Genomic DNA, 22527 nt, shown 5'->3' on the forward strand with positions numbered 1-22527 from the left:
CGGACCGCAAGTAACAAACACAGGAAAGGGGTTGCCATGGAATACACCGAAGACGCCGATCGTCGCGAACTGCTACTGCACAGCGCCTATGACTCCGATACGGTCCGAGCCATGGAGCGACCCCTGCTGGACAAAGGCGTGCCGCTGATGCGCATGGCCGCCCAGGCCGCGGCCCACATGGCGGCCGGTATGCTGGACGACGAGGATCTGGCGCTGGAGGACACGTCGATCGTGCTGCTGGCCGGGGCCGGAGACAATGGTGGCGATGGTCTGTTCGCGGCCGCCGCGCTGGCCCAGGAGGGCGCGAACGTCACCGCCATCGCCGTGGGCCGGTCGTTGCATGAGGCCGGACTCGCCTCGTTCGTGCGCGCCGGAGGCAAGGTGCTGGTGCTTGATCCCGCGGCTGATATTCCCGGTTGCGCGTCCGGGTTTTCCGCCGGTGAGGCCGGCGAGCGACTGCAGACCGCCATCGTCGTGGCCAGGAAATCACATCTGATCATCGACGCGATGACCGGCATCGGCATCCAAGGCTCGCTACGCGGCATTCCCGCCGCACTCGCCTCCGCCCTTGGTCTCGACGGCGAGGCTCCCGATGAGCCCGCCTTGCCGAACCGTGAGTCGTCAGGCGATTTTCCGCTGGTACTTGCTGTGGATACGCCATCCGGCGTCGGTGTGAACGATGGTTCTCTGCCCGGCCCGTACATTCCGGCCACGGTCACGGTCACGTTCGGCGCGATGAAGCCGTGCGCGGTGCTGCCGCCCGCCACGTTCGCCTGCGGCCGTATCGAGTTGTTCGATTTCGGATTCGATATCGACGACAAGGATCCGGACGTCGAGGTGGTGGATAATTCGTTCGCGTCCGACGCGGTCCGTCTCCCCCGGTTCGAGGATTCCAAATACTCCCGGGGCGTGGTTGGTCTGGTGACCGGCTCGCAGCGCTACCCCGGTGCCGCCGTGCTCACCACCAGCGCCGCCGCCCGCGCGAACACCGGCATGGTCCGGTATCTGGGCCCGGAGCGCGCGCAGAACATGGTGCTCACCGCACTGCCGGAAGCCGTGATCGGCAAGGGACATGTGCAGTCCTGGGTCGTGGGGTCCGGCGTGCCCGAGGCTAGCGTCGAGGACGCCGACGGCGATATGCAGCGGGACACCATCGCCGCATTGCTCAAGCATTACACGCTCGGCAGCGAGGATGAGAACAAGGACGCCTACGACATGCCGCCAATCGTGGTGGATGCCGGCGCACTTGACCTGCTGCCGGAGCGTGTGCCCGGCCAGGTGGTGATCACGCCACATGCCGGCGAGATGGCGAAACTGCTCAACCGGTTCGAAATCGCCGCCAGCACCGCGGAGCATGCCGATTCGCACGAGCCATACACCGCCGACGACGTGCGGTTGAACCCGTTGGCCAGCGCGAAGCGCGCCCACGAGCTCACCGGCGCCACCGTATTGCTGAAGGGCGCGGTGACCATCGTGGTGGATGAGGACCACGTCTATGCGTCGGGCAGCGCGCCGGCCTGGCTGGGCACCGCCGGCGCGGGCGACGTGCTGGCCGGTCTGACCGGCGCCCTGCTCGCCCAGCAGGATGACATGGCCACCACGGCCGAGACCGTGGCCTCGGCCGCATACCTGCATGGCCTGGCGGCGGCGATCGCCTCCGAATCCGAGCAGCAGGGCTGGCAGGAGCCGGAACTGATCGGCCGCGAGCATCGCCAGCGCTTCATGACGCTCGGCCACCCGATCGTGGCCGGCGACGTGGCCCACGCCATTCCCGAAGCCATCGCCGACGTCATCTCATAACCTTGTTGACCTCCCTCTGACGAGGGAGGTGTCTCGGCAAAACCAAGACGGAGGGAGAGAAACATAAGCCTCAAACTCCACATACCCCAACCTATACACAAACTCCGTACACTAAATCGCAGACCTCACCCAACGACCCAAACACACAAGGAACCATCATGGCCAACTCCCCCATCACCGACGTGATTTTCGACTTCTGCGGCGTGCTGCTGGACTGGAACACCCGCGCATGCCTGGAAGGCCGATTCCCCGATGAGATCGTGGAACGCATCTGCGCCGACGACGACCCCTGCGGCTTCTTCCACTACGAGGACCGTATGGACGCCGGCGAGGATTTCGCGGACATCTACCCGGATGTGGTACGCGAACAAGGCCAGGAACTCGCCGACATCTTCAAGTTCTACATCGGCCACTACGCGGACGCGCTGCCTCGCACGCTGCCGGGCATGGTCGAACTGCTGGCGGATTTGAAGGCCCACGGCTACGGCGTATGGGGGCTGACCAACTGGTCGCATGAGACCTTCCACCTGGCCTTCGAGAAGTACCCGCGCCTTGAACAGCTGTTGCAGGGCACCGTGGTCTCCGGCGTGGAGAAGATGCACAAGCCGAACGCCGACATCTACGAGCTGGCCCTGACCCGTTTCGACCTCACGGCCGAGCGCTGCGTGTTCTTCGACGACACCGCCAAGAACATCGTCGGCGCCAACGAGGTCGGCATCCACGGCATCCTCTTCGAGAACGCGTTGCAGGCACGCGAATCGCTCGCCGAACTCGGCGTACGTCTGTAAGTCGCCAGACGTTGCATCGCGGCATCGGACGGCGAGCCGATTATTGACGACGATCCAACCCAATGCCGCGCCGAATACAGCAACCGGCTTATTCCGCCGAGTCCGCGCCCTTCAGCCCGGTATACAGCGTGTAGTACCGCCCGTGCGATGGCGAGCAGCTGGCGCTGGCCTCGGCTCAGCGCCGCGCTTGCGGGCGGTCGGGTCGTTTTCGGACGGCTTGACTTCCGGATAGCTGAAGTCAACGTCGTTGAAGCCTATGGACCCATCCTTGACGACGGTGACCGGCGTTTGGCGGCCGGCATGTCACACTGTTCGGTGAGCACTTCGACGACGCGGCGCGCGGAGGCCGACGACATCGTGATCATCACAATCGTCATAGACAGCATCACCAGACTCATCAGAATGTTTATGCAGTACATGAGCAGACTGGTCAGATCGCCGGCGTTCAGGTCGCCCGCAACGATGAGGCTGGCGCCCAGATAAATCAGCGCCATGCGCCCCGAGACCACGAACACCATGCACATGGCCACCAGCAGCGGGGTGATGATCGCATCCCGTTTGAATTCGCCGATGTGTTGCATCAGCACTTTGACAACCCTCACGCTTGGCCTTTCCCGCTCGTGTCGATGTCATTAGGTTACCAATGTGGCGCATATCCCGTTACACAGCGTCCGCGATATGCGAGGCGTCTCATATTGTGTCGCCATAGTGGATTGATGAGGTTATAAACCCGTGTGGCGACCATCCCTAGCGATATAAATAGACTTTATGACACTGCTGCAGCTGAAATACATCGTCAAGATCGTCGAGTGCGGCTCGATGAACGAGGCCTCCCATGCCCTGTACGTCTCCCAGCCGGCCCTGAGCTCGTCGGTCAAGGAATTGGAGAACGAGCTGGGCATCGAGATCTTCACCCGCTCCTCGCAGGGCATCGCCCTGACCGTGGACGGCGCGGAATTCCTGACCTACGCCCGCCAGGTGCTCGACCAGGCCGACCTGCTCGAAGAGCGCTACAAGCACGCCAAACCGCGCAAGCAGCTGTGCCAGGTCTCCACCCAGCACTACATGTTCGCCGTCGAGACGTTCGTGGAGATGATCAGCTCCATCAAGTCCGACGAATACGAGTTCACCATCCGCGAGACCCGCACGCGCGACATCATCAACCAAGTCGCCAACATGCAGTCCGAAATCGGCATCATCTACCTGTCCGATTTCAACAAGGACGTGATCGGCAAACTCCTGCGCGAGAAGCACCTCGAATTCCACCCGCTCTTCCGCGCGCCGCTGCACGTGTTCATCTCGCGCAACAACCCGCTGGCCGCCAAGAAGGTCATCACCATGGAGGACCTGAAACCTTACCCGTTCATCCAGTACGAGCAGGGCGAGGAAGGCTCGTTCTACTTTTATGAGGAAGCGGTCTGGCCGGAGTACTCCCCCAAGCAGATCAACGTGACCGACCGCGCCACGATCCTGAACTTCATCATCGGCCTCAACGGCTACACGGTGTGCACCGGCATCGACAACGGCGACCTCAACAACGAGAAGATCGTCACCGTGCCGCTCGACACCGACGAAACGATGTTGGTCGGCTGGATCACGAACGAGCGTTCCAAGCTCTCCAAGGCCGCCGAAACCTACCTCACCAAGCTCAAGTCCGTAGTCGCCGATCACGGCTACAAGCTCATTGATTAGGAGTAAATAAAACAGGCATGGTCAGCAGTGAGATATACTGCGATTAAGCCAACCCCGCTGGGGAAATGGAAGTAAGAGCCGGCCCCTGAGTATCTCAGGGGCCGGCTCTTGCGCTATTGAGACTGACTGGCACAACCAGTTTGATGGCCTCCGACTACTTGGCCGAGATTACCGACGTAGCGGCTGTCGCGGCAAATCCCTTAAGCACCTCAATCATCACGTCACGGTCTTCAACATCAATGCTGCGGGCCGCGGCGAGCATAATCGGCAGTGACTGTGTCAAATGCGAAGTGAGGTCGCCGAATGTGTCGTATCCGCCAGCCTCGAAGATGGCAAACAGGTTTTCGATGAACCTGCGGCGATGCTCATCATCGTATTTCGCCATCCATCCGTTGATCGTGCGCGCCAGGTATCGCGCGCTACTTGTCAGTCCATCAGCCTGTACGAATTGGCCATGATCTACTTGCCAGTGCAATGCGAAATGCTGCATGATGCTGGCACCGTCGCTGCTGACCACCGTATAGCCGTCTTCCACATGCTCACGAGTCTCAAACAGCATGCCGATGATCGACGATCCCGGTACCGATTTATGGATTTTCGGCGCAATGCGCGCGTACCCATCCTCATCGAAGAACGCCTCATCGAAGCCTGGACCATCGTGCGAATACACGGCCGTGATACGTCCCTGAATTTCGCCGGGCACATTGGCCGCCGCGTATACCGCCAGATTGCCGCCTTTGGAATGGCCGCCGACCATAATCGGCCCGGCCCAATGGCCAGCCAGCTCGGTCAGATAACGCGCGGCGGCCTCCTGCGAGGCGACCGCGCGGCGGAACGCCATCATGAAGTCCTCTTTCCACCCGACGATTGAGCTGTCGGTACCGCGAAAAGCCACATAGAGCGTGCCGTTACCCAGTTCGAACACGCAGGCCGAGAATTGCTTGGTGGTTTCGGCATCGAATTCGTCCACGTAGGCGCCCACGCGTAGGTTCCTCCAACGTGGGCTCTCGCTCATCGCACGTAACAGATCGACATTCATCGAAGGCGACCACACCTTGCCGAACATGTCGTCATAGCATTCGGCGCGTAGCAGGTCGCGGATGGAGACCGCGGGAATCATGCCGCTGGCGTCCGCCGAATCCTCGTGATAGCGCGGCACGTTATCCGGCATGCGCGCGTAGGCCAGCTGGGACAGGGCGAGACTGTCCGCCTCGGTGAACGGCAGTGCGGCGAAAGTGTCGAAATGTTGCCGAATATCGTCGGTGATGTTCCCCATAGCGGCCTTCCTTGTTCGAATGCAACGAACCTACGGTAATTCTACGCCGAGCGGGTTTTCATCACAGGCGAGCCGGTCCCAGAGTTTAGAACCCTATCTCGCCTTCAAGGGGCTGATTTGGCCTTCTGGAGACATTTATCTCCGTTTCAAGGGGCTGTTCATCCGTCATATCCCGAGTATGAGCGGCATCACCCCAACGTCATTCCGCCATTTTCATGCTGCTTCTACTTGGGCATCAGCCCCTCGAAACGGAAGTAGATCTCTGGAAACCACGACATCAGCCCCTCGAAACGGAGATAGCATCAATTTAGGCCCAGATTGCCCGTTACAGCATCGGGTAATACTTACCGTGATCGATTTTGGCGGCGATATCACGTAATTCGGCAGCATCTCGGCGGTCCTCTTCATTACCTCGCGACAACTTATTCGCTTTACCTTCCAGATGACGCTCAATGCCCTGAAAACTGCATATCTCCACGAGCGCAAACAGCCCTATACCAACTAACCAGTTCATAGCACGCTCCTTGCCAAAGCTTCTGCCTTAATATGGTACTGCTGTTCATGGATCGTAATAAAAAAAGCGGGCTCGCAAGCCCGCTTTTGGTTTTAGGTTGAAGACGATCAGGCGCCGTATTCCTCAAGGTAGGCGGCGGCGCGCTGCTGGATATCGTGGCTGAGCAATGGGGTGCCGTCGGAGTTCTTCATCTTGGCGGCGGCGTCGAAGATCTCGCGCACGTTGGCGATGGAGAGCACCGGGAAGCCGAATTCGGCTTCCACGGCCTTCACGGCGGACAGGTCGGAGTCCTTGGTCTTCTCCATGCGGTCCACGGAGAGCACGAGACCCACGACCTCGACGTTCGCCTCGGCCTTGAGCTTGGGGATGACTTCGCGCACGGCGGTGCCGGCGGTCATCACGTCGTCCACGAGCAGCACCTTCATGCCGTCGGTCAGCGGGGTGCCGACCATCCAGCCGCCGTCGCCGTGGTCCTTCTTCTCCTTGCGGTCGAAGGTGTATCCAACGGTCATGTTGTGGCCGGCGTTCAGCGCGATCGCGGTGGACACGGCCAGCGGAATGCCCTTGTAGGCGGGGCCGAACACGGTGTCGATGTTGCGGGGAATCGTGTTGTGCACGATGGCCTGGCTAATCTTTTCGGCGTAGAACGCGCCGAGCGCGGCGATCTTCTTGCCGTCGTCGAAGGCGCCGGCGTTGATGAAGTACGGGCTCTTGCGGCCGGACTTCAGCGTGAAGTCGCCGAACTTCAGCGCGTTGGATTCCAACAGGAATTCAGTGAAGCGATGTGCGAGTGTTTCTGCCATGATGTTCCTTACCTCCAAGTCTGTCCTGCGGCCAGTTTAGCAGCGAGTTCGGGACGGCTGTCCAGCAGGTAGTCGAGTTCGCGGGCGACGCGCAGCGGGGCCACCGGGTCGAAGAGCGCGGCCGCACCCACTTCGACGGCGTTCGCGCCGGCGTACAGGTATTCGAGCGCCTTCTCGCCGCTGTCGATGCCGCCGAGGCCGATGATCGGAATCTCCGGCAGTGCGGTGCGCACCCGGTAGACGGCTGCCAGGCCGACCGGCAGCACGGCCGGGCCGGATATGCCGCCGGTGACGTTGGCGATGATCGGCTGGCCTGTGCGAATGTTGATGCGCATACCTTTGAGCGTGTTGATCATGCTCAACGCATCGGCGCCGTGTTCCACGGCCGCGCGCGCCGGCACGGTGATGTCGGTGACGTTCGGCGTGAGTTTGACGATCATCGGCTTGTCGGTCATCGGGCGCAGCCGGTCCATAAGATTGGCGAGGGCCACCGGGTCGGTGCCCACGCTCATGCCGCCGGCGGAAACGTTCGGGCAGCTGACGTTGATTTCCAGCATGTCCGCGTCGGAGTCGGCGAGCTTTTCCACGACCGCCGCGTAATCGTCATCGCAATGTCCGGCGACATTGGAGATGACGAACGCGCCCGCGGCCTTGAGCTTGGGCAGGTCTTCGGCCAAGTAATGGTCGATGCCGGGGTTCTGCAGGCCCACAGCGTTGATGTTCGCGGCCGGCGATTCGGCGGTGCGCGGCGAAGGATTGCCCTCCCACGGCACGGGCGAGGCGCCCTTGGTGCATACGGCGCCGAGCTGGCTGACGTCGTAGAACCAGCGGACAGCGGCGTACTGGAAGGTGCCGGAGGCGGTGCCGACCGGATTCTTCCATTCCAGACCGGCCACCTTGGTGTGGTGCTTCCACACGTGGGGCTCGTACAGGTTGATGTGGTTGTCGCTGCCCTGCGCGGACTGGTTGTTTGCGGTCATCGTCACTCCCCCCATCCGAGCTGTTCGCGGGTGAACACGGGTCCGTCGGAGCAGACCTTGAGGCGGCCGTCCATGGTGTCGATGGTGCACAGCACGCAGGTGCCGTAGCCGCAGCCCATGCGCTGTTCCATGCTCAGTTGCGCGGGGATGCCACGTTCGGCGGCCCAGGCGGCCACGGCCTTCATCATAGGCAGCGGCCCGCAGGACAGAATGATCGGCTTGCGATCGTAGGCCTTCAGGTCGTCGCCTTGTTCCAGTTTGTTGAGCAGGTCGACCACGTTGCCTTCGGCGTCGTCGATGCTCCACGACCAGTCCGCGTACCGGGAGACGTATTCCTCGGCGAAGTGGTCGTTGCGGTAGCCGAATACGGCGGTGGCAAAGGAGGCGTCGTGTTCGGCGAGCTTTTGCGCGGCGTAGATTAGCGGGGGCACGCCGAGTCCGCCGCCGACGAGAATGTAGTTAGCGTCTTTCTTGAGGTTGAAGCCGCGGCCGAGCGGGCCGAGCACGTCGACGGTGTCGCCGTCTTGCAGTCCTGCCAACTGTTCGGTGCCGTGGCCCACGACGGCGAAGATCACGCTGACTTCGTCGCCGTCGACTTCGCTGACGCCGAACGGACGCGGCATGAGCATGAAGTCGTCGTGCGTGAACAGGTTGACGAACTGGGCGGGCTTAGCGTGGGAGGCGATGAACGGGTCGTGGAACGTCAGTCGCATCACGCGGTCGGTCAGTTCCGTAACCTGCGTGATTTCGACGTTGTGGCGCGGCGGGAAGAATCCGGCCGCAGTCGCCTCCGCAACCACATCATGGGTGGGGGTGAAAGTTGTCATTTCATTCCTATTCAGCACATCAAGCTCCCCTTATCAGGGAAGCTGTCAACCGCAGGTTGACTGAGGGGGAGTTAAACACACTCGGCTCCGGTTTCCAGCCCACACTCACGTATAGCCCACAGCCGGACAATCTACCTACCTATATACGGCAACCCGCAGATTATCGCGCATGCCGAGCGCCGCCTGGCGCGCGCTGCTCGCCACAAGGTCCAGCGCCTCGTCGGCGGTCATGGATTCGGAGTACTTGCCGCTCTTCTTCCATGCGCCGATGATGCCGCGCGACGAGTTGACGATGGCGCCGCTGCCCTGCTTGTCGAACATGCCTGCCACGTCCGCGGCCGTGCCGCCCTGCGCGCCGTAGCCCGGCACGAGGAAGAACGTGTGCGGCATGCGTTCGCGCAGCGCCTTGCCTTCCTCGGGGTGGGTGGCGCCGACCACCGCGCCCACGCGGGAGTAGCCATGGCTGCCGATGGTCTCGGCACCCCATCCTTCCACGAGATCGGCCACGTGCTCGTAGACCTTCGTGCCGTCGGCCAGGTCGAGCATCTGCAGTTCGCTGGAGGACGGGTTGGAGGTGCGCACGAGCACGAAGATGTCCTTGTCGGCTTCGGCGGCGGCCTTGACGAACGGGGTGATGCCGTCGGTGCCGAGGTACGGGTTGACGGTCACCGCATCCTCATGCCACGGGTCGAAGTCGCCTACGCCGTTCAGGTGGTGGGCGTAGGCGGCTGCAGTGGAGCCGATGTCGCCGCGTTTGATGTCGCCGAGCACGTAGAGGCCTTGCTGGGCCGCGTATTCGCAGGTCATCGTGTAGATGTCCACGCCGGCGGGGCCGAGCGCCTCGTACATGGCGATCTGCGGTTTGACGGCGGGCACGATGTCGGCGATGGCGTCGATGATCGTGCGGTTGTATTCGAAGTAGGCGACGGCCAGCTGCGCGGATTCGATTTCCTCCGGGGATTCGACCGAGTCACGCACCTCGTCGGCAAAGCTCGCCACGACCTGCGGCGGTACCAACGCCTCGGTGGGGTCGAGGCCCACGACGCTGGGGTTCTGAGTGTTGTCAATCGCTTCGATCAGGCGATCCATGCTGCTCCTTATGTTATCTACAGACGGCTGAACATCAGCTGGGAGCCGATGATCGTGGCGAGGGGGCGTCCGGTGACCTGCCAGCCGCCAAACGGGGTGTTACGAGCCCTGGAGTGGAACTGTTCAGGGTCCACGGTCCATTCCTCAGCGGTGTTGAGCACCACGAGGTCGACATTGTCGGCGTCATCCACGCGGCTCAGGTCGAGCAGTCGGTTGACGCCTTCACGCTGCGGCTGAGCGTCGCTCTCCCCCGCAATCACGCCATCCGGATCATCCCCAGTGGGCGCGGGTTCGGCGTAGTCCTCGACCAGCGCGGCCACGTCGGTTGGCACATGCCCCATGAGTTCGGCGGGTCCCACGGACATGAGCTCGATCAGACGCTCATCGGAAATGAAGCCGCCGTCGACGAGCACCTTGTGGCACACGCCGTACGCGCATTCCAGTCCGATGATGCCGTTGGGTGCCTCAAGGAAGCCGAGTTCCTTCTCTGCCAACGTGTGCGGCGCATGGTCGGTGGCCAGCAGATCCACGGTGCCGTCGGCGATGGCCGCGATGGTGGCTTTGCGGTCCGCTTCGGAGCGCAGCGGCGGATTCATCTTGGCGAGCGTGCCGTACTTGAGCAGCGCCTCGTCGCTCAACGCCAGATAGTGCGGCGCGGTCTCGCAGGTGATTGGCAATCCTTCGGCCTTGGCCTTGCGAATCGCCTCGAACGAGATGGCAGTGCTCACATGTTGGAAGTGTACGTGGACACCAGTGCGGCGGGCCGCTTCTATATCGCGGGCCACGATCTTGAGCTCGGTGTCTTCCGGAATGCCAGGCACGCCAAGTTCGCGCGAGACCGGGCCTTCGTTCACGGCACCTGTATCGTGATGCTCGCAATGCTCGATTAGGTACAGGTCGGAGGCCTTGACGTTCTCCAGCACCTGGTCCAGGATCTCCGGCGTCACAGCGGAACCGTCGTCGCTAATTGCGGTGATGGGGTGCGTGAGCATGGCCGGCGTCTTGGCGTCGTCCTCGAATCCGGGCACGTACCTGAGCCAGTCGGCAACGTCGCTTGCCTCATGACCGGCGCGATCCTTGGACGCGCACACGCACAGATCGTAACGAACCGGCAATTGAACATCGTGCGCAGTATCGTACTGCTGCAGGAAGTCGATGACGTTGTCGAAGCCGGCATCCAGAACCTCTTTCGCACCGGCCGCTTCCAGGTCAGACACGGTCTGCCCATCCAGTGCCGGCAACGTGTTCGGCATGATGAGCACGTTCGTGTATCCGCCGGATGCGGACGCGCGGCAGCCGGAGACCATAGATTCCTTGTAGGTCTGGCCGGGATCGCGGAAGTGGACGTGCGGGTCTTCGAAACCGGGGGCCACGGTCAGTCCGGTGGCGTCGATATCGGCACCGTCAGCCACGGCGGAGGTGTCGGCGAAGTAGGCGGCAGCGGTCCCGGGCACCACGAGGTCGATGACTTCGCCGGTGTTCCAGACCTTGATGTTGCGTAGGGTGATGCTCACAGTTTGGCTTCCTCGTCGCAGTAGTCGCAGCGGTATTCGAGCCGTTCGGAGTGCACGAGGTGGAACATCTGCTTGATGCCGGGCTCGGTGGTGGTCACGCAGCGCGGGTTCACGCAGGAGATCACGCCGACGATGTGCTCGGGCAGGTTCGGCTGCTTCTTTTCGACGATCTTGCCGCCGCGCACCACGTCTACGGTGGCCTGGCGGGCCACGAAGCCGAGCACGTCGAGGTCGATGTCCTTGTCATCCTCGATTTTGATGATGTCCTTGGAGCCGTAACGCTTGGAGTTGGCGTTCATGATGAGCGCAAGCTTGGTTTTGGCCGGGTCGATTTTCAGGTATTCAAGAACCTTCAGCGAGGTTCCAGCCGTCACATGGTCGATAATGATGCCGTTCTGAATGCTGGTGACTTCCATCAGGCATGAACCTCCTTGGAGTTGAGCGGTTCGTATCCGGGCAGTTCGTCGCCCACCACGGTGCTTTCGAGGGCCATGCGCACGAGCATGCCGTTCTTGACCTGTTCGAAGTAGGCGGCACGCGGGTCGTCGTCCACGTCCACGGCGATTTCGTTGACGCGCGGCAGCGGGTGAAGCACGGCCATGGACGGCTTGGCGAGCTGCAGCTTCTCTTCGTCGAGAATGTAGGTGTCGCGCAGGCGCAAGTAGTCGTCTTCGTTGAAGAAGCGTTCCTTCTGTACGCGGGTCATGTACAGCACGTCGAGGTCGCCGATCACGGAGGCCAGGTCGCGCACTTCCACGTAGGAGCAGTTGTCTGTGGCGTTGATGCGGTCGATCACGTACTGCGGGGTCTTGAGCTCGTCCGGGCTGATGAGCACGAAGCGCACGTTGCCGAAGCGGCACAGGGTCTCGATCAGGGAGTGCACAGTGCGGCCGAAGGTCAAATCGCCGCACAGTCCCACGGTCAGGTCGGTGATGCGGCCGAAGCGCGACTGCAACGTGGCCAGGTCGGCCAGCGTCTGCGTGGGGTGCATGTGGCCGCCGTCGCCGGCGTTGATCACCGGCACGGATGCGGCGCGGGAGGCCACCAGCGCGGCACCCTCCTTCGGGTGACGGATGGCGACCACGTCCACGTAGTTGGACACGGTCTTCAACGTGTCGGCGATGGATTCGCCCTTGGTCACGGAGGCCAGCTGCGCGCCGGCGAATCCGATGACCTTGCCGCCGAGACGCAGCATTGCGGTCTCAAAGCTCAGGCGCGTACGGGTGGAGGGCTCGTAGAACAGCGTGGCCAGCACTCGCCCATCGCAGGTATGGGCAACCTCTTTGCGGTGGGAATCGATGTATTCGGCCTTATGCAGCAGGTCGAGAATCTGGTTTGTAGACAGGCCGTCCAGCGTTACGACGCTTTTGCCGACCATTGGCGTTTCTTCAGACAAGGCTCACCTTTTCGCTCGTGGTTTTCAGGTGGCCACCCTTGTGTGACCTAATATAACTTACGCCATTTTTCGGACAGCCGCATTCACCGAGTGTTCACCTGAAAATCCAACGAATATGCTGTGTCTGTATAGCTGATATCTGCTTTGGAACGCCAGAGCTCATTCATTAGGTCGATTTGACGTTCATTAGGTCACTGCACCCTCGTATCTGTTGTTGGAATGCCGCCATTCCAACAAGGTATGCGGCGGCGGACCGACCTAATGAACGATGAATCGACCTAATGAACGTAGTGAACGCAATACAAGAAAGGTCTATCGCTGCGCGCGGCGTCGATTTCGTTCCAGTCGCGGCGCGATCACGTGCATACGCGGGCGAGGGGCGGTTTGCGGCTGCGGCGTTGCGGCGGAGGCCGTGGCGGTGGCTGCTGCAGTCGCCTCACCTTCGGTCTGCCCGTAGAACAAGCGCTGGCACACGTCACGGCATTTGCGCATCACCGCCAGCAGGTCGTTCTCGAAATGCTGGCCGCGGTGGGCGCCGTAGCCGAGGTAGACGGCGATGCCGCCCAGCGAATAGATGTCATCAGGCAGAATATCGGCCTGGTTGGCGCGCCCGCTCCACAGATAGTTGCCGTTGCGGGCCGCGGTGCACAACGTCCAGGTCTTGCGCAGCTGAATCGCGTCGATAGCGCTGATGAGCTTCTTGGCTTCCAGCACGTCCAATGCCTCCAACGTGCCGTTGACGCGCAGATCTTTGATATCGCCGGCGTGCTGGAGCTGCATGAGTTGCACGGTCCATTCCACGTCAGACAAGCCGCCCTTGCCGAGCTTCAGATGCCGTTCACGGCGCACGCCGCGCGGCAGACGCTCGGCTTCCATGCGGGCCTTGAGCTTGCGGATGTTCTGCAATTCTGCTTCAGTCAGTTCCGCGGTCGGGTAGCGCAGCGGGTCGGCGATGTTGATCAGGAAGTCCCGCGCCAGTTCAGCGTCGCCGGCCGCGTACCGGGCGCGCAGCAGCGCCTGGCGCTCCCAGGTCGAAGCCCAGGATTCGTAGTATTCCTCGCAGGAGGCATAGGAGCGCACGAGCGGGCCGTTCTTGCCTTCCGGGCGCAGGTCCAGGTCGAGTTCGATCTTGGGTTCCAGCGTCGTCGGGCCTTGCAGGATGTTGCGCAGGTCTTCCACGACCTTCTTGGCGAAGGCGTTGGCCTGGCCGTCGTCGGCGTCGTCGGCCGGACGGTAGATGAGAATGGCATCCGCATCGGAGCTGAAGTTCACTTCGCGCCCGCCGTAACGGCCCATGGCGATGACGGTGATGCCGGCCGGCGCGGTTTCGACGCCGAACGCGGCGATCTGGTGGCGCACGGCCCAGGTCAGTGAGGCGTCGATGATCGCGTCATACACGTCGGTCATGGCCTTGAGACTGTCGGAGTCGCTGATCACACCGCTCATCCAAGACAGGCCGATGCGTTCGATTTCGTGGCGGCGCATGGCGCGCATGGAGGTGGCGAACTCGTTGATGTTCGAGCCGAAACGTTCCAGCGCCGAGCCGGTCTGCACATCCAATGCCTCGCGCGTGCGGGCCTGCAGATTGCCGTCATCACCGAGCCAACTGATCGATTCGACCGACTTGTTGAGCGCGTCGCCCAGGAATCGCGAGTTGGACAGGATGTGGCACAGACGCTGGGCAGCGGAGGTGGAGTCGCGCAGGAAGCCGAGGTAGCCGGATTCGGTGCCGAAGTTCTCCTCCAGCTTGCGCCAGTTGAGCAGGCCCATGTCCGGGTTCTGGCCCTCGCCCAGCCACTGCAAGACGGCGGGCAGGATGATGCGGTTGATTTTGGCCGCGCGCCCCACGCCGGCAGTGAGCGCCTGCACGTGGCGGATGGCGGCGTCCGGGTCGCCGAAGCCGATGGATTCGAATCGTTCCTGTGCGGCCTCGACGCTCAGCACGATCTGGTCGTTCTCCATCTGGGCGTTGACCGGCAGCATCGGGCGATAGTAGATGTCGAGGTGCAGGTGGCGTACTTCGCGACGGGTGTCGTCGTATTTGTCGACGAGTTCTTCCGGGTGCAGGCCGAACGCGCGGGCGAGGCGACGCAGCTCCTGGTTCTGGTTGAGCTCGTCCACGTCGATGTCGCGCTTCTTCTCGAGGCCTCCGACCGAGGCTCGGCCGAGGTCCGGGAACAGGTGCGTGCGCTTCAGGGACCAGATCTGCTGGCGATGCTCCATCACGCGCTCGAAGCGGTAGTCCTGGGACATGCGCACGGCCTGTTTGCGCGAGACATAGCCGCCTTCGGACAGGCGCTGCAGCGAGTCGAGCGTGTTGCTGGTGCGCAGCGATTCGTCGGTGCGGCCGTGTACGAGCTGGAGCATCTGCACGGTGAATTCCACATCGCGCAGGCCGCCGCGGCCGAGCTTGATTTCGCGGTCCTTCAGGGGCGCGGGAATCAGATCCTCCACGCGCTTGCGCATTTTCTGGCAGTCGTAGACGAAGTTCTTACGCTTGGACGCGCTCCACACGAACGGCCGGCTCATGTCCATGTAGGCCTGGCCGAGGTCGGGGTCGCCGGCCACCGGGCGGGCCTTGAGCAGCGCTTGGAACTCCCAGTTCTCGGCCCACTGCTCGTAATAGTTCTTGTGAGAGGAGAGCACGCGCACCAGCGCGCCGTCCTTGCCTTCCGGGCGCAGGCCGCCGTCGATCTGCCACAGCGGCTGCTCTGCCACGCCCATGATGACGGACTGGCAGACGCGCTGCAGCATGGTGCCCATCTTGGTGCCCACGCGGATCAGCGTCTGATGGTCCACGTCCTTGTCGGCCGGTTCGACCACGTAGATGAGGTCCACGTCGGAGACGTAGTTCAGTTCCTGTGCGCCGAGTTTGCCCATGCCGATGATGGTGAAGCGCACGTGCTCGTTGCCCTCGGTTTCGTGGCGGGCGATGGCCAGCGCGCCTTCGAGCGCCGCGTCCGCAAGGTCGGACAATTCGCTGCTGATGGTCGGTTGGATGCGAATCGGATCCTCCGCCATGACGTCCTGCGCGATGATGGCGGCCAGCTGCCGGCGATAACCGGCACGCAGCGCCGTGGCCGCTTCCGCCAGATCCTTGGAGGCGACGGGCATGGCCTGATCGTCGGGATCGGCGCCGACCGCCATGAGCAGACGGGCTCGACGCTGTGCGCGGTTGAACAGGTGACTGTCGGCGCTGCCGACGGACGCGGCTTCGACGAGTTCCGGCCTGAAACGCATGAACTTGCCCATCGCGTCGGAGGCGCCGAGCACGGTGATCAGACGTCGAAGGGCACCGGCGTCGGGAATGACCCGATCCAGATCCCGCCGACTGGACTGCATCGCGTTGACGATATCCACGAAATTGCCCAGCGCCACGTCGGGGTCGCACGCATGGGCCAACACGCCCAGCAATTCGGCGCATCGTCCATCGGCGATGGCGTCGGCCTTGAGCTGGCCGAACAGGGCGCGAGCCCTGTCGAGGTCTTGCAGACCTGCCCTGATGAGGTCCATGGAGCTGGGTTTGAACATCGACGATTCCATAAGATTCCACTATATACGCTCATGCCCTTCCGAATGGGGCATGAGCCGGGAAGGAGTCATCGGGCGACGCTGATGAGCTCCGAGGAATCCATATCGTAATCGGCCATGGCGTAGGAACGGATGGCGGGATCATCATAGGTGTTCATGTAATAGGTGTTGGTCTTGGACGAGTATCCGCTGGTGAACAGCGTGCGTTCGAACTGGCCGTTGCCCATCTTCGCCATGCCGTCCACCATCTGCACGGAGCCGAGGGTGTGGAACAGGCGCGACACATTGGCGGCTTCATCGTTCTGCTGCGGGTAATGCGCGTTGGTGTAGGCCACACGAACGAAGCGGGACGGGGAGCTCACGTCGCCCGGGATGCCATGCATGCCCACACCCGCACCCCAGGCGGTCAAGGAGGCCTTGCCCCATGAAGTCGGTTCGGCCATCTCGTTGCTGACGCACATGTAGTTGCGCAGATTCTCCATATGGAAGTCGAACGTCGGCTGATTGGTCAGCACATCGACGTCATCATGATGCACATGCATGCCATCGGCCATCTGCTCGACGACGATGCTGCGTTTGCCGTCGCCGATGAACCAGTGCAGCAGCGACTCCTGCTGTCCCGGCACGATCTGGGAGACGAGCGTCACGTTCCTGAGCGCCTCCTCGACCTCGTCGACGGAGTCGAAATTACGCGCCACCCACAGCGGGAATTCGAACGTGGCGACGTTCTCCGTGCCTTCGACCGGTTCGTGGACGAACGAGGCGTAACCAGGGAAATTCAAGCCGGCGATGGCCAGACCATGTTCGTTGGCGCAGTCGAAATACATCGGCCTATCGGCCATGACCACGCCCACGCCGATCACCGCGTTCGGCTTCGCCTTGCCGCTCGCACCGAACACCGTGTCATAGTGGTAGCCGCACGGAGTGACCAGGATGGTCTCCCCATATGAGAAACTCCAGTCGAGATTACGGCCGAAATAGGTGTTGCCCTCATCATCGGAGAAACGGACACCAGTGCACATAACGGACTTCCTTCCATCGCTTTGGTTGGCTTGCACGTTCATGATACCCATCGGCCGCTGGGTGAACTCTGGGTTTCGCCAGCAGGTTAACGTGCGGCGCGACGCATTGAGACGCGCCGCGCCGCGATATGCGTCAACCTTGCGTACCGAGGAACAACGGTTCCACGTTGCGCCAGATACGGCGCGTGGTGGCGGGGTGGTTCATCGAATACAGGTGGACGCCGTCCACGCCGTGGGCCACGAGGTCGGCGATCTGCTCGGAAGCGTAGAGGATGCCGGCGGTACGCAGCGATTGAATGTCATCCTCCCACCTGTTCAGCAGTGCATCGAGTTTGTCGGGAATGCGCGAGGCGTTGCGTTCGGCCATGCGCCGCACCGACTTGGCGCCGCGCACCGGCATGATGCCCGCTTCGATCGGCACGGTGATGCCGGCGGCGCGAGCCTTGTCCAGGAAGCGGTAGAAATCCTCGTTGTCATAGAACAATTGCGAGATCAGACGGGTGACGCCGGCATCGACCTTGATCTTCAGGTTCTCGATGTCCTGATCCAACGATCCGGACTGGTAATGGCCTTCTGGATAGCATGCGCCGAACACCGTGAGATCCGGTTTCATGGATCTGATGTAGGACACGAGATCGCTGGCATGGTTGAAATCGCCGACCAAACGTTCGCCATCGATGTAGTCGCCTCGCAAGGCGAGCACCGCGCTCACACCGGCCTGCTCGAACATGTCGAGGGCCTCGTCGATTTTCGCCTTGTCGGAGTACAACGCGGTCAGATGCGCGACTGCGGGAATGCCGTACTCCTTGCTGATCGTGTGGGCGATGCGCGCGGTGGCGGTGCGGTCCGAATGGGTGCCGTGGCCGTAGGTCACGGAAATGAAGTCGGGGTTCAGCCCCTCCAGACCGTCAAGGGTGTCATAGATGGTGTCCACGGGAGCGTTGCGTTTCGGGGGAAAGACCTCAAGGCTGAACATCGGGGAATGCATGCTGATTTCCTTACATAAACCCGAGCTCCCTCATCCGGAAGGGAGCTCGGTGATTTCCGCTACTTGTCGAGCCTGGCGCGCACGGCCTTGGCGGCGGCGACCAGATGTTCAAGGCTCGGCCAGGTCTCGTCGTTGCCTCGGGTCTTCAGACCGCAGTCGGGGTTGATCCACACCTTCTTTACGTCGATCTTGTCCAGGATCTCGTAGATGCGATCCTCGATCTCCTTCTCGGAGGGGATGCGCGGGGAATGGATGTCGTACACGCCCGGACCGGCTTCGGTCTCGAACCGCGCGTCGTGGATGGCGTCAAGCACCACGAGATCGCCGCGGGACGCCTCGAAGGAGATCACGTCGGCATCCATCGCATCGATGTCGCGGATGATGTCGTTGAACTCGGAATAGCACATGTGCGTGTGGATCTGGGTGGTCGGCTTGACGGCGGAATGCACCAGACGGAAGGCCGGGATGGCCCAGTCGAGATACTTGGCGTGCCAGTCGGACTTGCGCAGCGGCAGCTTCTCGCGCAGGGCGGCCTCATCGATCTGGATGATCTTGATGCCGGCGGCCTCAAGATCGAGGACTTCGTCGCGGATGGCGAGAGCGAGCTGCTTGGTCTGTTCCTCATGGGTGATGTCCTCACGCGGCCAGGACCAGTTGAGGATGGTCACCGGTCCGGTGAGCATGCCCTTCATCACATGGTCGGTCTTGGACTGGGCGTACGCGGACCATTCCACGGTGATCGGGTTGGCGCGGGAGACATCGCCCCACACGATCGGGGGCTTGACGCAACGAGTGCCATAGGACTGGACCCAGGCGTTCTTGGTGAACAGGAAGCCGTTGAGATTCTGGCCGAAGTACTCGACCATGTCGTTACGCTCGAATTCGCCATGGACCAGCACATCGAGGCCGATCTCCTCCTGTTTGCGGATGACGGCGTCGATCTGCGATGCGATGAACTCGTCATAGGCCTCCTTGGTGACTTCGCCCTTGCGCAGCTTGGCGCGCTCGGCGCGAATCTCCTTGGTCTGGGGGAAGGAGCCGATGGTGGTGGTCGGCAGCAGCGGCAGCCCGAGGGCCTCGCGCTGCAGGGACTGGCGCTCTTCGCGGGCCGGCTGACGCACGTAGTCGGCATCGGACAGCTTGCCGATGCGTTCGGCGACGGCCGGATCGGCGGCCACTCGGGTGCCGTCGAACAACGCCTGATTGGCGGCGAGGGCCGCGGACGACTTCTTCTCATCCTCGGTGGCGTCGGTCAGGGCCGCGATCTCCTTGAGCTCGCCGAGCTTTTGGACCGCGAATGCGAAGTGCTTGAGGTCTTCGGCCGGGATGCCGGTCTCCCCTTCGGTGCTGAACGGCACATGCAGCAAGGAGGACGCGGTGGAGACGGCCACATCGGCGGTGACCTGCTTCAGAGCATCGACCAAGCCGAGGGAGGTGGCGTAGTTGTTGCGCCAGATGTTGCGGCCGTTAATCACGCCGGCGAAGATGGTGGTGCCGGCGGCCACGCCGTACTTGGCGACGGCTTCGAGGTTCTCCTCGCGACCTTCGTTGAGATCCAGCCCGATGCCGTCGAAACCGAACAGGTTGACGGTCTCATACACGTCGGCGATGTGGCCGAAGTAGGTGTTGAGCAGCACCTTCACATTGCCCTTGGCGGGCAGGATCTTGGTGTAGAGGGCCTTGAAGAGCTCGACATCGCCCGGCTCCTTGTCGAGCACGAGGTACGGCTCGTCAAGCTGAACCCACGCGGCGCCAAGATCGTTGAACCTGGCGAGCACCTCGGCGTAGACGGCGGCCACCGCGTTGACCAGTCCTTTGTCGATCTCCAGTTCGGCGGCTTCCGGAGTACGCGCGAGCTTGAGGAAGGTGTACGGTCCGATGAACACGGGCTTGGTTTCGACGCCCAAGGACTTGGCCTCGTTGAATTCATCGAACGGTTTGGTGGAATTGAGCTTGATTTCGGCGGACGGTTCAACCTCGGGCACCAGATAGTGGTAGTTGGTGGTGAACCACTTCTTCATCGGCAGTGCGGTTACATCACCCTTGTCGCCCTGGTAGCCGCGCGCCATGGCGAAGAGCGTATCCTCCTGATCGTCGAAGGCGAGACGCTGGTAACGCTGCGGAATCACGTTGAGCAGGATGGCGGTGTCCAGCATCTGATCGTAGTAGCTGAAGTCGTTGCTGGCGATGAGATCGATGCCAGCGGCCTGCTGCAGCCTCCAATGCTTGGCGCGCAGTTCGGCGGCGGTGGCCTTGACGGCGGCAAGGTCGTTGGCACCCTTCCAGTAACCTTCGATGATCTTCTTCAGTTCACGGTTCTGCCCGATGCGGGGGAAGCCGGAGACGGAAGTCAGAGTGGACATGAATCCTCCAAATTGTGTGCGTTCGTAACCCGATTCAGGGTAGCAAACATTCGGATTCCGGCCCCTATAAATAGCCGCAGAGTGTCGCTATCAACGGAATTTATACCCTGACGATCCCCTCCCGGCAGCCCCAGGTCGCACGCGGTCACGGAGGGTCGATTCAGTCAAAATCCTTCACATTGATGACGGCAAGCAATTCGCCGCTATGAACCTGCCATTCATCGAACGGTTTGTCCAACCCCATGATCACGACGGATGCGGGCGAGAGTCCCAGATTGAGCAGATCAAGCCGTTCGGCATCGGAGTCGGGCGAGGCGAGCCATTGGGCGCTGATCGATACCGTCGGCTCATGACCCACGATCATGAACACGCGGTTCTTGGCCTTGACGTGGGCGAGCTCGTCGAACACCGCCTGCACTCCCCCGTCATACAGGCTGATGCGGTAGTCGACGATCGGCTTGTCGCCAAAGGTCTTGAGCATGCGGTCCAGTGTCTGGCGCGTGCGGGTAACGGACGAGCAGGAGATTTGATCGGGCACCAATCCCAGCGACTCGATACCCTTGCCCACGGCCTTCGCCTGTTTCAGACCTTTGTCGGTGAGCTCGCGTTCCGAGTCGCCCTTGTCGCCGAACAGCTCGGCCTTGGCGTGCCTCATGATGATGAGGATATGGTCGTATTTCTTCGCTGCTTTGGCGACTTTGCTCAGCTTGATGCCCATCCGTGGCTCCCTTCACGAACCGCCTGCCCGGTGTGGCGGTGTGGCGTTGCTTCCAGTATAGAGGTGTGTGAGCGCTCACAAACTCATCGTTTGGCGGTTATTCGTGCGTGTTGCCAAGTTCTCCCACCTGACGGTCGAGGTCACGCAACACCTTACGTAGTTTGTGGTCGGAGATGTCGCGCAGTTCCAGTTCCTCGATCTGCGCCTCACGCTGTTCGTCGGTGAGCGAGTCGATGTCGGTCTGTGTGTCCTTGGTCACGCGATCGCGCTTTCTGAGCGCCTCGAACCCGGAGGCCATGGCGCGCGAGATAACAAGGAAACCGGTATGGCCGATCATCTGGTGGTCGGGGCGTACGGCGAGGCCTTGGGCCTTCCATGTGCGTTCGAACGATTCCTGGATCTGCGGCTCGGTCCAGCAGCCGGCCGCGCGCAGGGCTTCGGCCAGTCGGCTCATCTGCGTGGTGGTAGTTACGTAACTGACCAACACGCCGCCGGGGGCAATCACGCGGTATGCCTGGTCGAGCCTGTTCCACGGGTCGAGCATGTCGAGCATGATGCGGTCGAACCAGTGTTCGGGCAGTTCGGCGGCCACGGAGTCGAAGTCGCCGGTTTTGAGATCCCACCAGCTGGGGGCCTCGCCGTAATACAGCGTGGCGTTGGCCTGAGCCACTTTGGCGAATTCGGGGCGCAGCTCGATCGTGGTCAGATGGCCACGATCGCCCACGGCGTCCAGCAGGTTCACGCTCATCGCGCCCGAGCCGGCACCGGACTCAAGCACGCGCATGCCGGAACGGATGTCGCCGAGCTGGACAACCTGGGCGATGTCCTTCGGATACATGATCTGCGCGCCGCGCGGCATCGACAGCACGTAATCGGCCAGTCGCGGGCGCATCACCGCATATTCCCAGCCGCCGATGGCGCGCGACGACTTCCACGGCTTGTTCTTGTCTTTCTCTGGATAAACCTGGTTGACCTGCGCCTCACGCTTGGCGTGCACGGTGAGGATGACGGTGCCTTCGGTCTTGCCGATCACATCGTCATGCAGAATCAGGCCATGCTCGGTCTGCGTGGAGCCGCCAGCCACAAGCTGATCGGTGATCTTCTTGCCCTTGCGGTCGGTGAACTGCACCTTCTCACCTGCGGTGAGAGGCCCGCGCCTCGGCTCCATAACTTGCTCCTTGCGTGCTCGGTGGGTCAATCGCTACAAGTCTAATGCATGTAAGCTC

19 protein-coding genes are annotated in these 22527 nt (G+C 62.0%); 3 read left to right on the top strand and 16 right to left on the bottom strand.

Features of this window, described 5'->3' with window-relative positions; translation table 11 throughout:
- The first annotated feature begins 36 nt into the window (after positions 1-36).
- Together BLIJ_RS07470 and BLIJ_RS07475 are read left to right on the top strand one after the other, a co-directional pair.
- Complete coding sequence (locus BLIJ_RS07470; RefSeq protein ID WP_012577763.1) at positions 37-1800, top strand: bifunctional ADP-dependent NAD(P)H-hydrate dehydratase/NAD(P)H-hydrate epimerase; 1764 nt, start codon at positions 37-39, stop codon at positions 1798-1800.
- A 158-nt stretch (positions 1801-1958) separates the two neighbouring features.
- On the top strand, positions 1959-2588 hold the full coding sequence (locus tag BLIJ_RS07475; RefSeq protein ID WP_012577764.1) for an HAD family hydrolase: 630 nt from the start codon (positions 1959-1961) through the stop codon (positions 2586-2588).
- Positions 2589-2842: 254 nt separating this feature from the next.
- Here the strand turns inward: BLIJ_RS07475 and BLIJ_RS07480 are convergent, their stop codons facing one another.
- A complete protein-coding gene (locus tag BLIJ_RS07480; protein WP_041982454.1) occupies positions 2843-3190 on the bottom strand; it encodes an ABC transporter ATP-binding protein in 348 nt (115 codons plus the stop codon).
- A gap of 166 nt (positions 3191-3356) precedes the next feature.
- Here BLIJ_RS07480 and BLIJ_RS07485 point away from each other — a divergent pair, with 166 nt between their 5' ends.
- Positions 3357-4280, top strand: a complete 924-nt coding sequence (locus tag BLIJ_RS07485; RefSeq protein ID WP_012577765.1) for a LysR family transcriptional regulator — start codon at positions 3357-3359, stop codon at positions 4278-4280.
- Between the two features lie 154 nt (positions 4281-4434).
- Here BLIJ_RS07485 and BLIJ_RS07490 read toward each other — a convergent pair whose 3' ends face one another.
- The 15 genes from BLIJ_RS07490 to BLIJ_RS07560 all read right to left on the bottom strand — a co-directional run bounded on the left by BLIJ_RS07490 (position 4435) and on the right by BLIJ_RS07560 (position 22469).
- Positions 4435-5556: a DUF2974 domain-containing protein gene (locus BLIJ_RS07490; RefSeq protein ID WP_012577766.1), complete on the bottom strand. Its 1122-nt coding sequence runs from the start codon at positions 5554-5556 to the stop codon at positions 4435-4437.
- Between the two features lie 325 nt (positions 5557-5881).
- Positions 5882-6070: a hypothetical protein gene (locus BLIJ_RS07495; protein ID WP_014484931.1), complete on the bottom strand. Its 189-nt coding sequence runs from the start codon at positions 6068-6070 to the stop codon at positions 5882-5884.
- A gap of 107 nt (positions 6071-6177) precedes the next feature.
- Positions 6178-6873, bottom strand: coding sequence for an orotate phosphoribosyltransferase (gene pyrE, locus BLIJ_RS07500; protein ID WP_012577767.1), 696 nt, complete (start codon positions 6871-6873; stop codon positions 6178-6180).
- Positions 6874-6881: 8 nt separating this feature from the next.
- Positions 6882-7853 carry a dihydroorotate dehydrogenase gene (locus BLIJ_RS07505; protein WP_012577768.1) on the bottom strand — a complete coding sequence of 324 codons (972 nt, stop codon included), beginning with the start codon at positions 7851-7853 and terminating at the stop codon, positions 6882-6884.
- A 2-nt stretch (positions 7854-7855) separates the two neighbouring features.
- Positions 7856-8680, bottom strand: coding sequence for a dihydroorotate dehydrogenase electron transfer subunit (locus BLIJ_RS07510; RefSeq protein ID WP_012577769.1), 825 nt, complete (start codon positions 8678-8680; stop codon positions 7856-7858).
- Between the two features lie 135 nt (positions 8681-8815).
- Positions 8816-9769 carry an orotidine-5'-phosphate decarboxylase gene (gene pyrF / locus BLIJ_RS07515; protein ID WP_012577770.1) on the bottom strand — a complete coding sequence of 318 codons (954 nt, stop codon included), beginning with the start codon at positions 9767-9769 and terminating at the stop codon, positions 8816-8818.
- A 17-nt stretch (positions 9770-9786) separates the two neighbouring features.
- Positions 9787-11283, bottom strand: a complete 1497-nt coding sequence (locus BLIJ_RS07520) for a dihydroorotase (RefSeq protein ID WP_012577771.1) — start codon at positions 11281-11283, stop codon at positions 9787-9789.
- A complete protein-coding gene (locus BLIJ_RS07525; protein ID WP_012577772.1) occupies positions 11280-11699 on the bottom strand; it encodes an aspartate carbamoyltransferase regulatory subunit in 420 nt (139 codons plus the stop codon). The genes BLIJ_RS07520 and BLIJ_RS07525 overlap by 4 nt, the downstream gene beginning before the upstream one ends.
- Entirely contained in the window at positions 11699-12661 is a 963-nt protein-coding gene (pyrB, locus tag BLIJ_RS07530; RefSeq protein ID WP_012577773.1) for an aspartate carbamoyltransferase, read from the bottom strand. The genes BLIJ_RS07525 and pyrB overlap by 1 nt, the downstream gene beginning before the upstream one ends.
- 330 nt (positions 12662-12991) lie before the next feature.
- On the bottom strand, positions 12992-16222 hold the full coding sequence (locus BLIJ_RS07535) for a bifunctional [glutamine synthetase] adenylyltransferase/[glutamine synthetase]-adenylyl-L-tyrosine phosphorylase (protein WP_012577774.1): 3231 nt from the start codon (positions 16220-16222) through the stop codon (positions 12992-12994).
- A 56-nt stretch (positions 16223-16278) separates the two neighbouring features.
- Positions 16279-17232, bottom strand: a complete 954-nt coding sequence (gene bsh, locus BLIJ_RS07540; protein WP_012577775.1) for a choloylglycine hydrolase — start codon at positions 17230-17232, stop codon at positions 16279-16281.
- 133 nt (positions 17233-17365) lie between these two features.
- On the bottom strand, positions 17366-18220 hold the full coding sequence (gene metF / locus BLIJ_RS07545; RefSeq protein WP_012577776.1) for a methylenetetrahydrofolate reductase [NAD(P)H]: 855 nt from the start codon (positions 18218-18220) through the stop codon (positions 17366-17368).
- Positions 18221-18279: 59 nt separating this feature from the next.
- The gene (gene metE / locus BLIJ_RS07550; protein WP_012577777.1) at positions 18280-20583 is read right to left on the bottom strand and encodes a 5-methyltetrahydropteroyltriglutamate--homocysteine S-methyltransferase; all 2304 of its coding nucleotides are present in this window, start codon (positions 20581-20583) and stop codon (positions 18280-18282) included.
- A gap of 160 nt (positions 20584-20743) precedes the next feature.
- Complete coding sequence (locus BLIJ_RS07555) at positions 20744-21301, bottom strand: SixA phosphatase family protein (protein ID WP_012577778.1); 558 nt, start codon at positions 21299-21301, stop codon at positions 20744-20746.
- Between the two features lie 97 nt (positions 21302-21398).
- Positions 21399-22469, bottom strand: coding sequence for a tRNA (adenine-N1)-methyltransferase (locus BLIJ_RS07560; protein WP_012577779.1), 1071 nt, complete (start codon positions 22467-22469; stop codon positions 21399-21401).
- Between the last annotated feature and the right edge of the window lie 58 nt (positions 22470-22527).

Origin of the sequence: Bifidobacterium longum subsp. infantis ATCC 15697 = JCM 1222 = DSM 20088 (genome assembly GCF_000269965.1) — a bacterium.
In the GTDB taxonomy this organism is placed as follows: domain Bacteria; phylum Actinomycetota; class Actinomycetes; order Actinomycetales; family Bifidobacteriaceae; genus Bifidobacterium; species Bifidobacterium infantis.

What these genes read in the sequence shown, in the direction of transcription:
- BLIJ_RS07470 (WP_012577763.1), top strand. Translation starts at nt 37, where the DNA reads ATGGAATACACCGAAGACGCCGATCGTCGCGAACTGCTACTGCACAGC.
- BLIJ_RS07475 (WP_012577764.1), top strand. Translation starts at nt 1,959, where the DNA reads ATGGCCAACTCCCCCATCACCGACGTGATTTTCGACTTCTGCGGCGTG.
- BLIJ_RS07485 (WP_012577765.1), top strand. Translation starts at nt 3,357, where the DNA reads ATGACACTGCTGCAGCTGAAATACATCGTCAAGATCGTCGAGTGCGGC.
- BLIJ_RS07490 (WP_012577766.1), bottom strand. Translation starts at nt 5,556, where the DNA reads ATGGGGAACATCACCGACGATATTCGGCAACATTTCGACACTTTCGCC.
- BLIJ_RS07495 (WP_014484931.1), bottom strand. Translation starts at nt 6,070, where the DNA reads ATGAACTGGTTAGTTGGTATAGGGCTGTTTGCGCTCGTGGAGATATGC.
- pyrE (WP_012577767.1), bottom strand. Translation starts at nt 6,873, where the DNA reads ATGGCAGAAACACTCGCACATCGCTTCACTGAATTCCTGTTGGAATCC.
- BLIJ_RS07505 (WP_012577768.1), bottom strand. Translation starts at nt 7,853, where the DNA reads ATGACCGCAAACAACCAGTCCGCGCAGGGCAGCGACAACCACATCAAC.
- BLIJ_RS07510 (WP_012577769.1), bottom strand. Translation starts at nt 8,680, where the DNA reads ATGACAACTTTCACCCCCACCCATGATGTGGTTGCGGAGGCGACTGCG.
- pyrF (WP_012577770.1), bottom strand. Translation starts at nt 9,769, where the DNA reads ATGGATCGCCTGATCGAAGCGATTGACAACACTCAGAACCCCAGCGTC.
- BLIJ_RS07525 (WP_012577772.1), bottom strand. Translation starts at nt 11,699, where the DNA reads ATGGAAGTCACCAGCATTCAGAACGGCATCATTATCGACCATGTGACG.
- pyrB (WP_012577773.1), bottom strand. Translation starts at nt 12,661, where the DNA reads ATGGTCGGCAAAAGCGTCGTAACGCTGGACGGCCTGTCTACAAACCAG.
- BLIJ_RS07535 (WP_012577774.1), bottom strand. Translation starts at nt 16,222, where the DNA reads ATGGAATCGTCGATGTTCAAACCCAGCTCCATGGACCTCATCAGGGCA.
- bsh (WP_012577775.1), bottom strand. Translation starts at nt 17,232, where the DNA reads ATGTGCACTGGTGTCCGTTTCTCCGATGATGAGGGCAACACCTATTTC.
- metF (WP_012577776.1), bottom strand. Translation starts at nt 18,220, where the DNA reads ATGCATTCCCCGATGTTCAGCCTTGAGGTCTTTCCCCCGAAACGCAAC.
- metE (WP_012577777.1), bottom strand. Translation starts at nt 20,583, where the DNA reads ATGTCCACTCTGACTTCCGTCTCCGGCTTCCCCCGCATCGGGCAGAAC.
- BLIJ_RS07555 (WP_012577778.1), bottom strand. Translation starts at nt 21,301, where the DNA reads ATGGGCATCAAGCTGAGCAAAGTCGCCAAAGCAGCGAAGAAATACGAC.
- BLIJ_RS07560 (WP_012577779.1), bottom strand. Translation starts at nt 22,469, where the DNA reads ATGGAGCCGAGGCGCGGGCCTCTCACCGCAGGTGAGAAGGTGCAGTTC.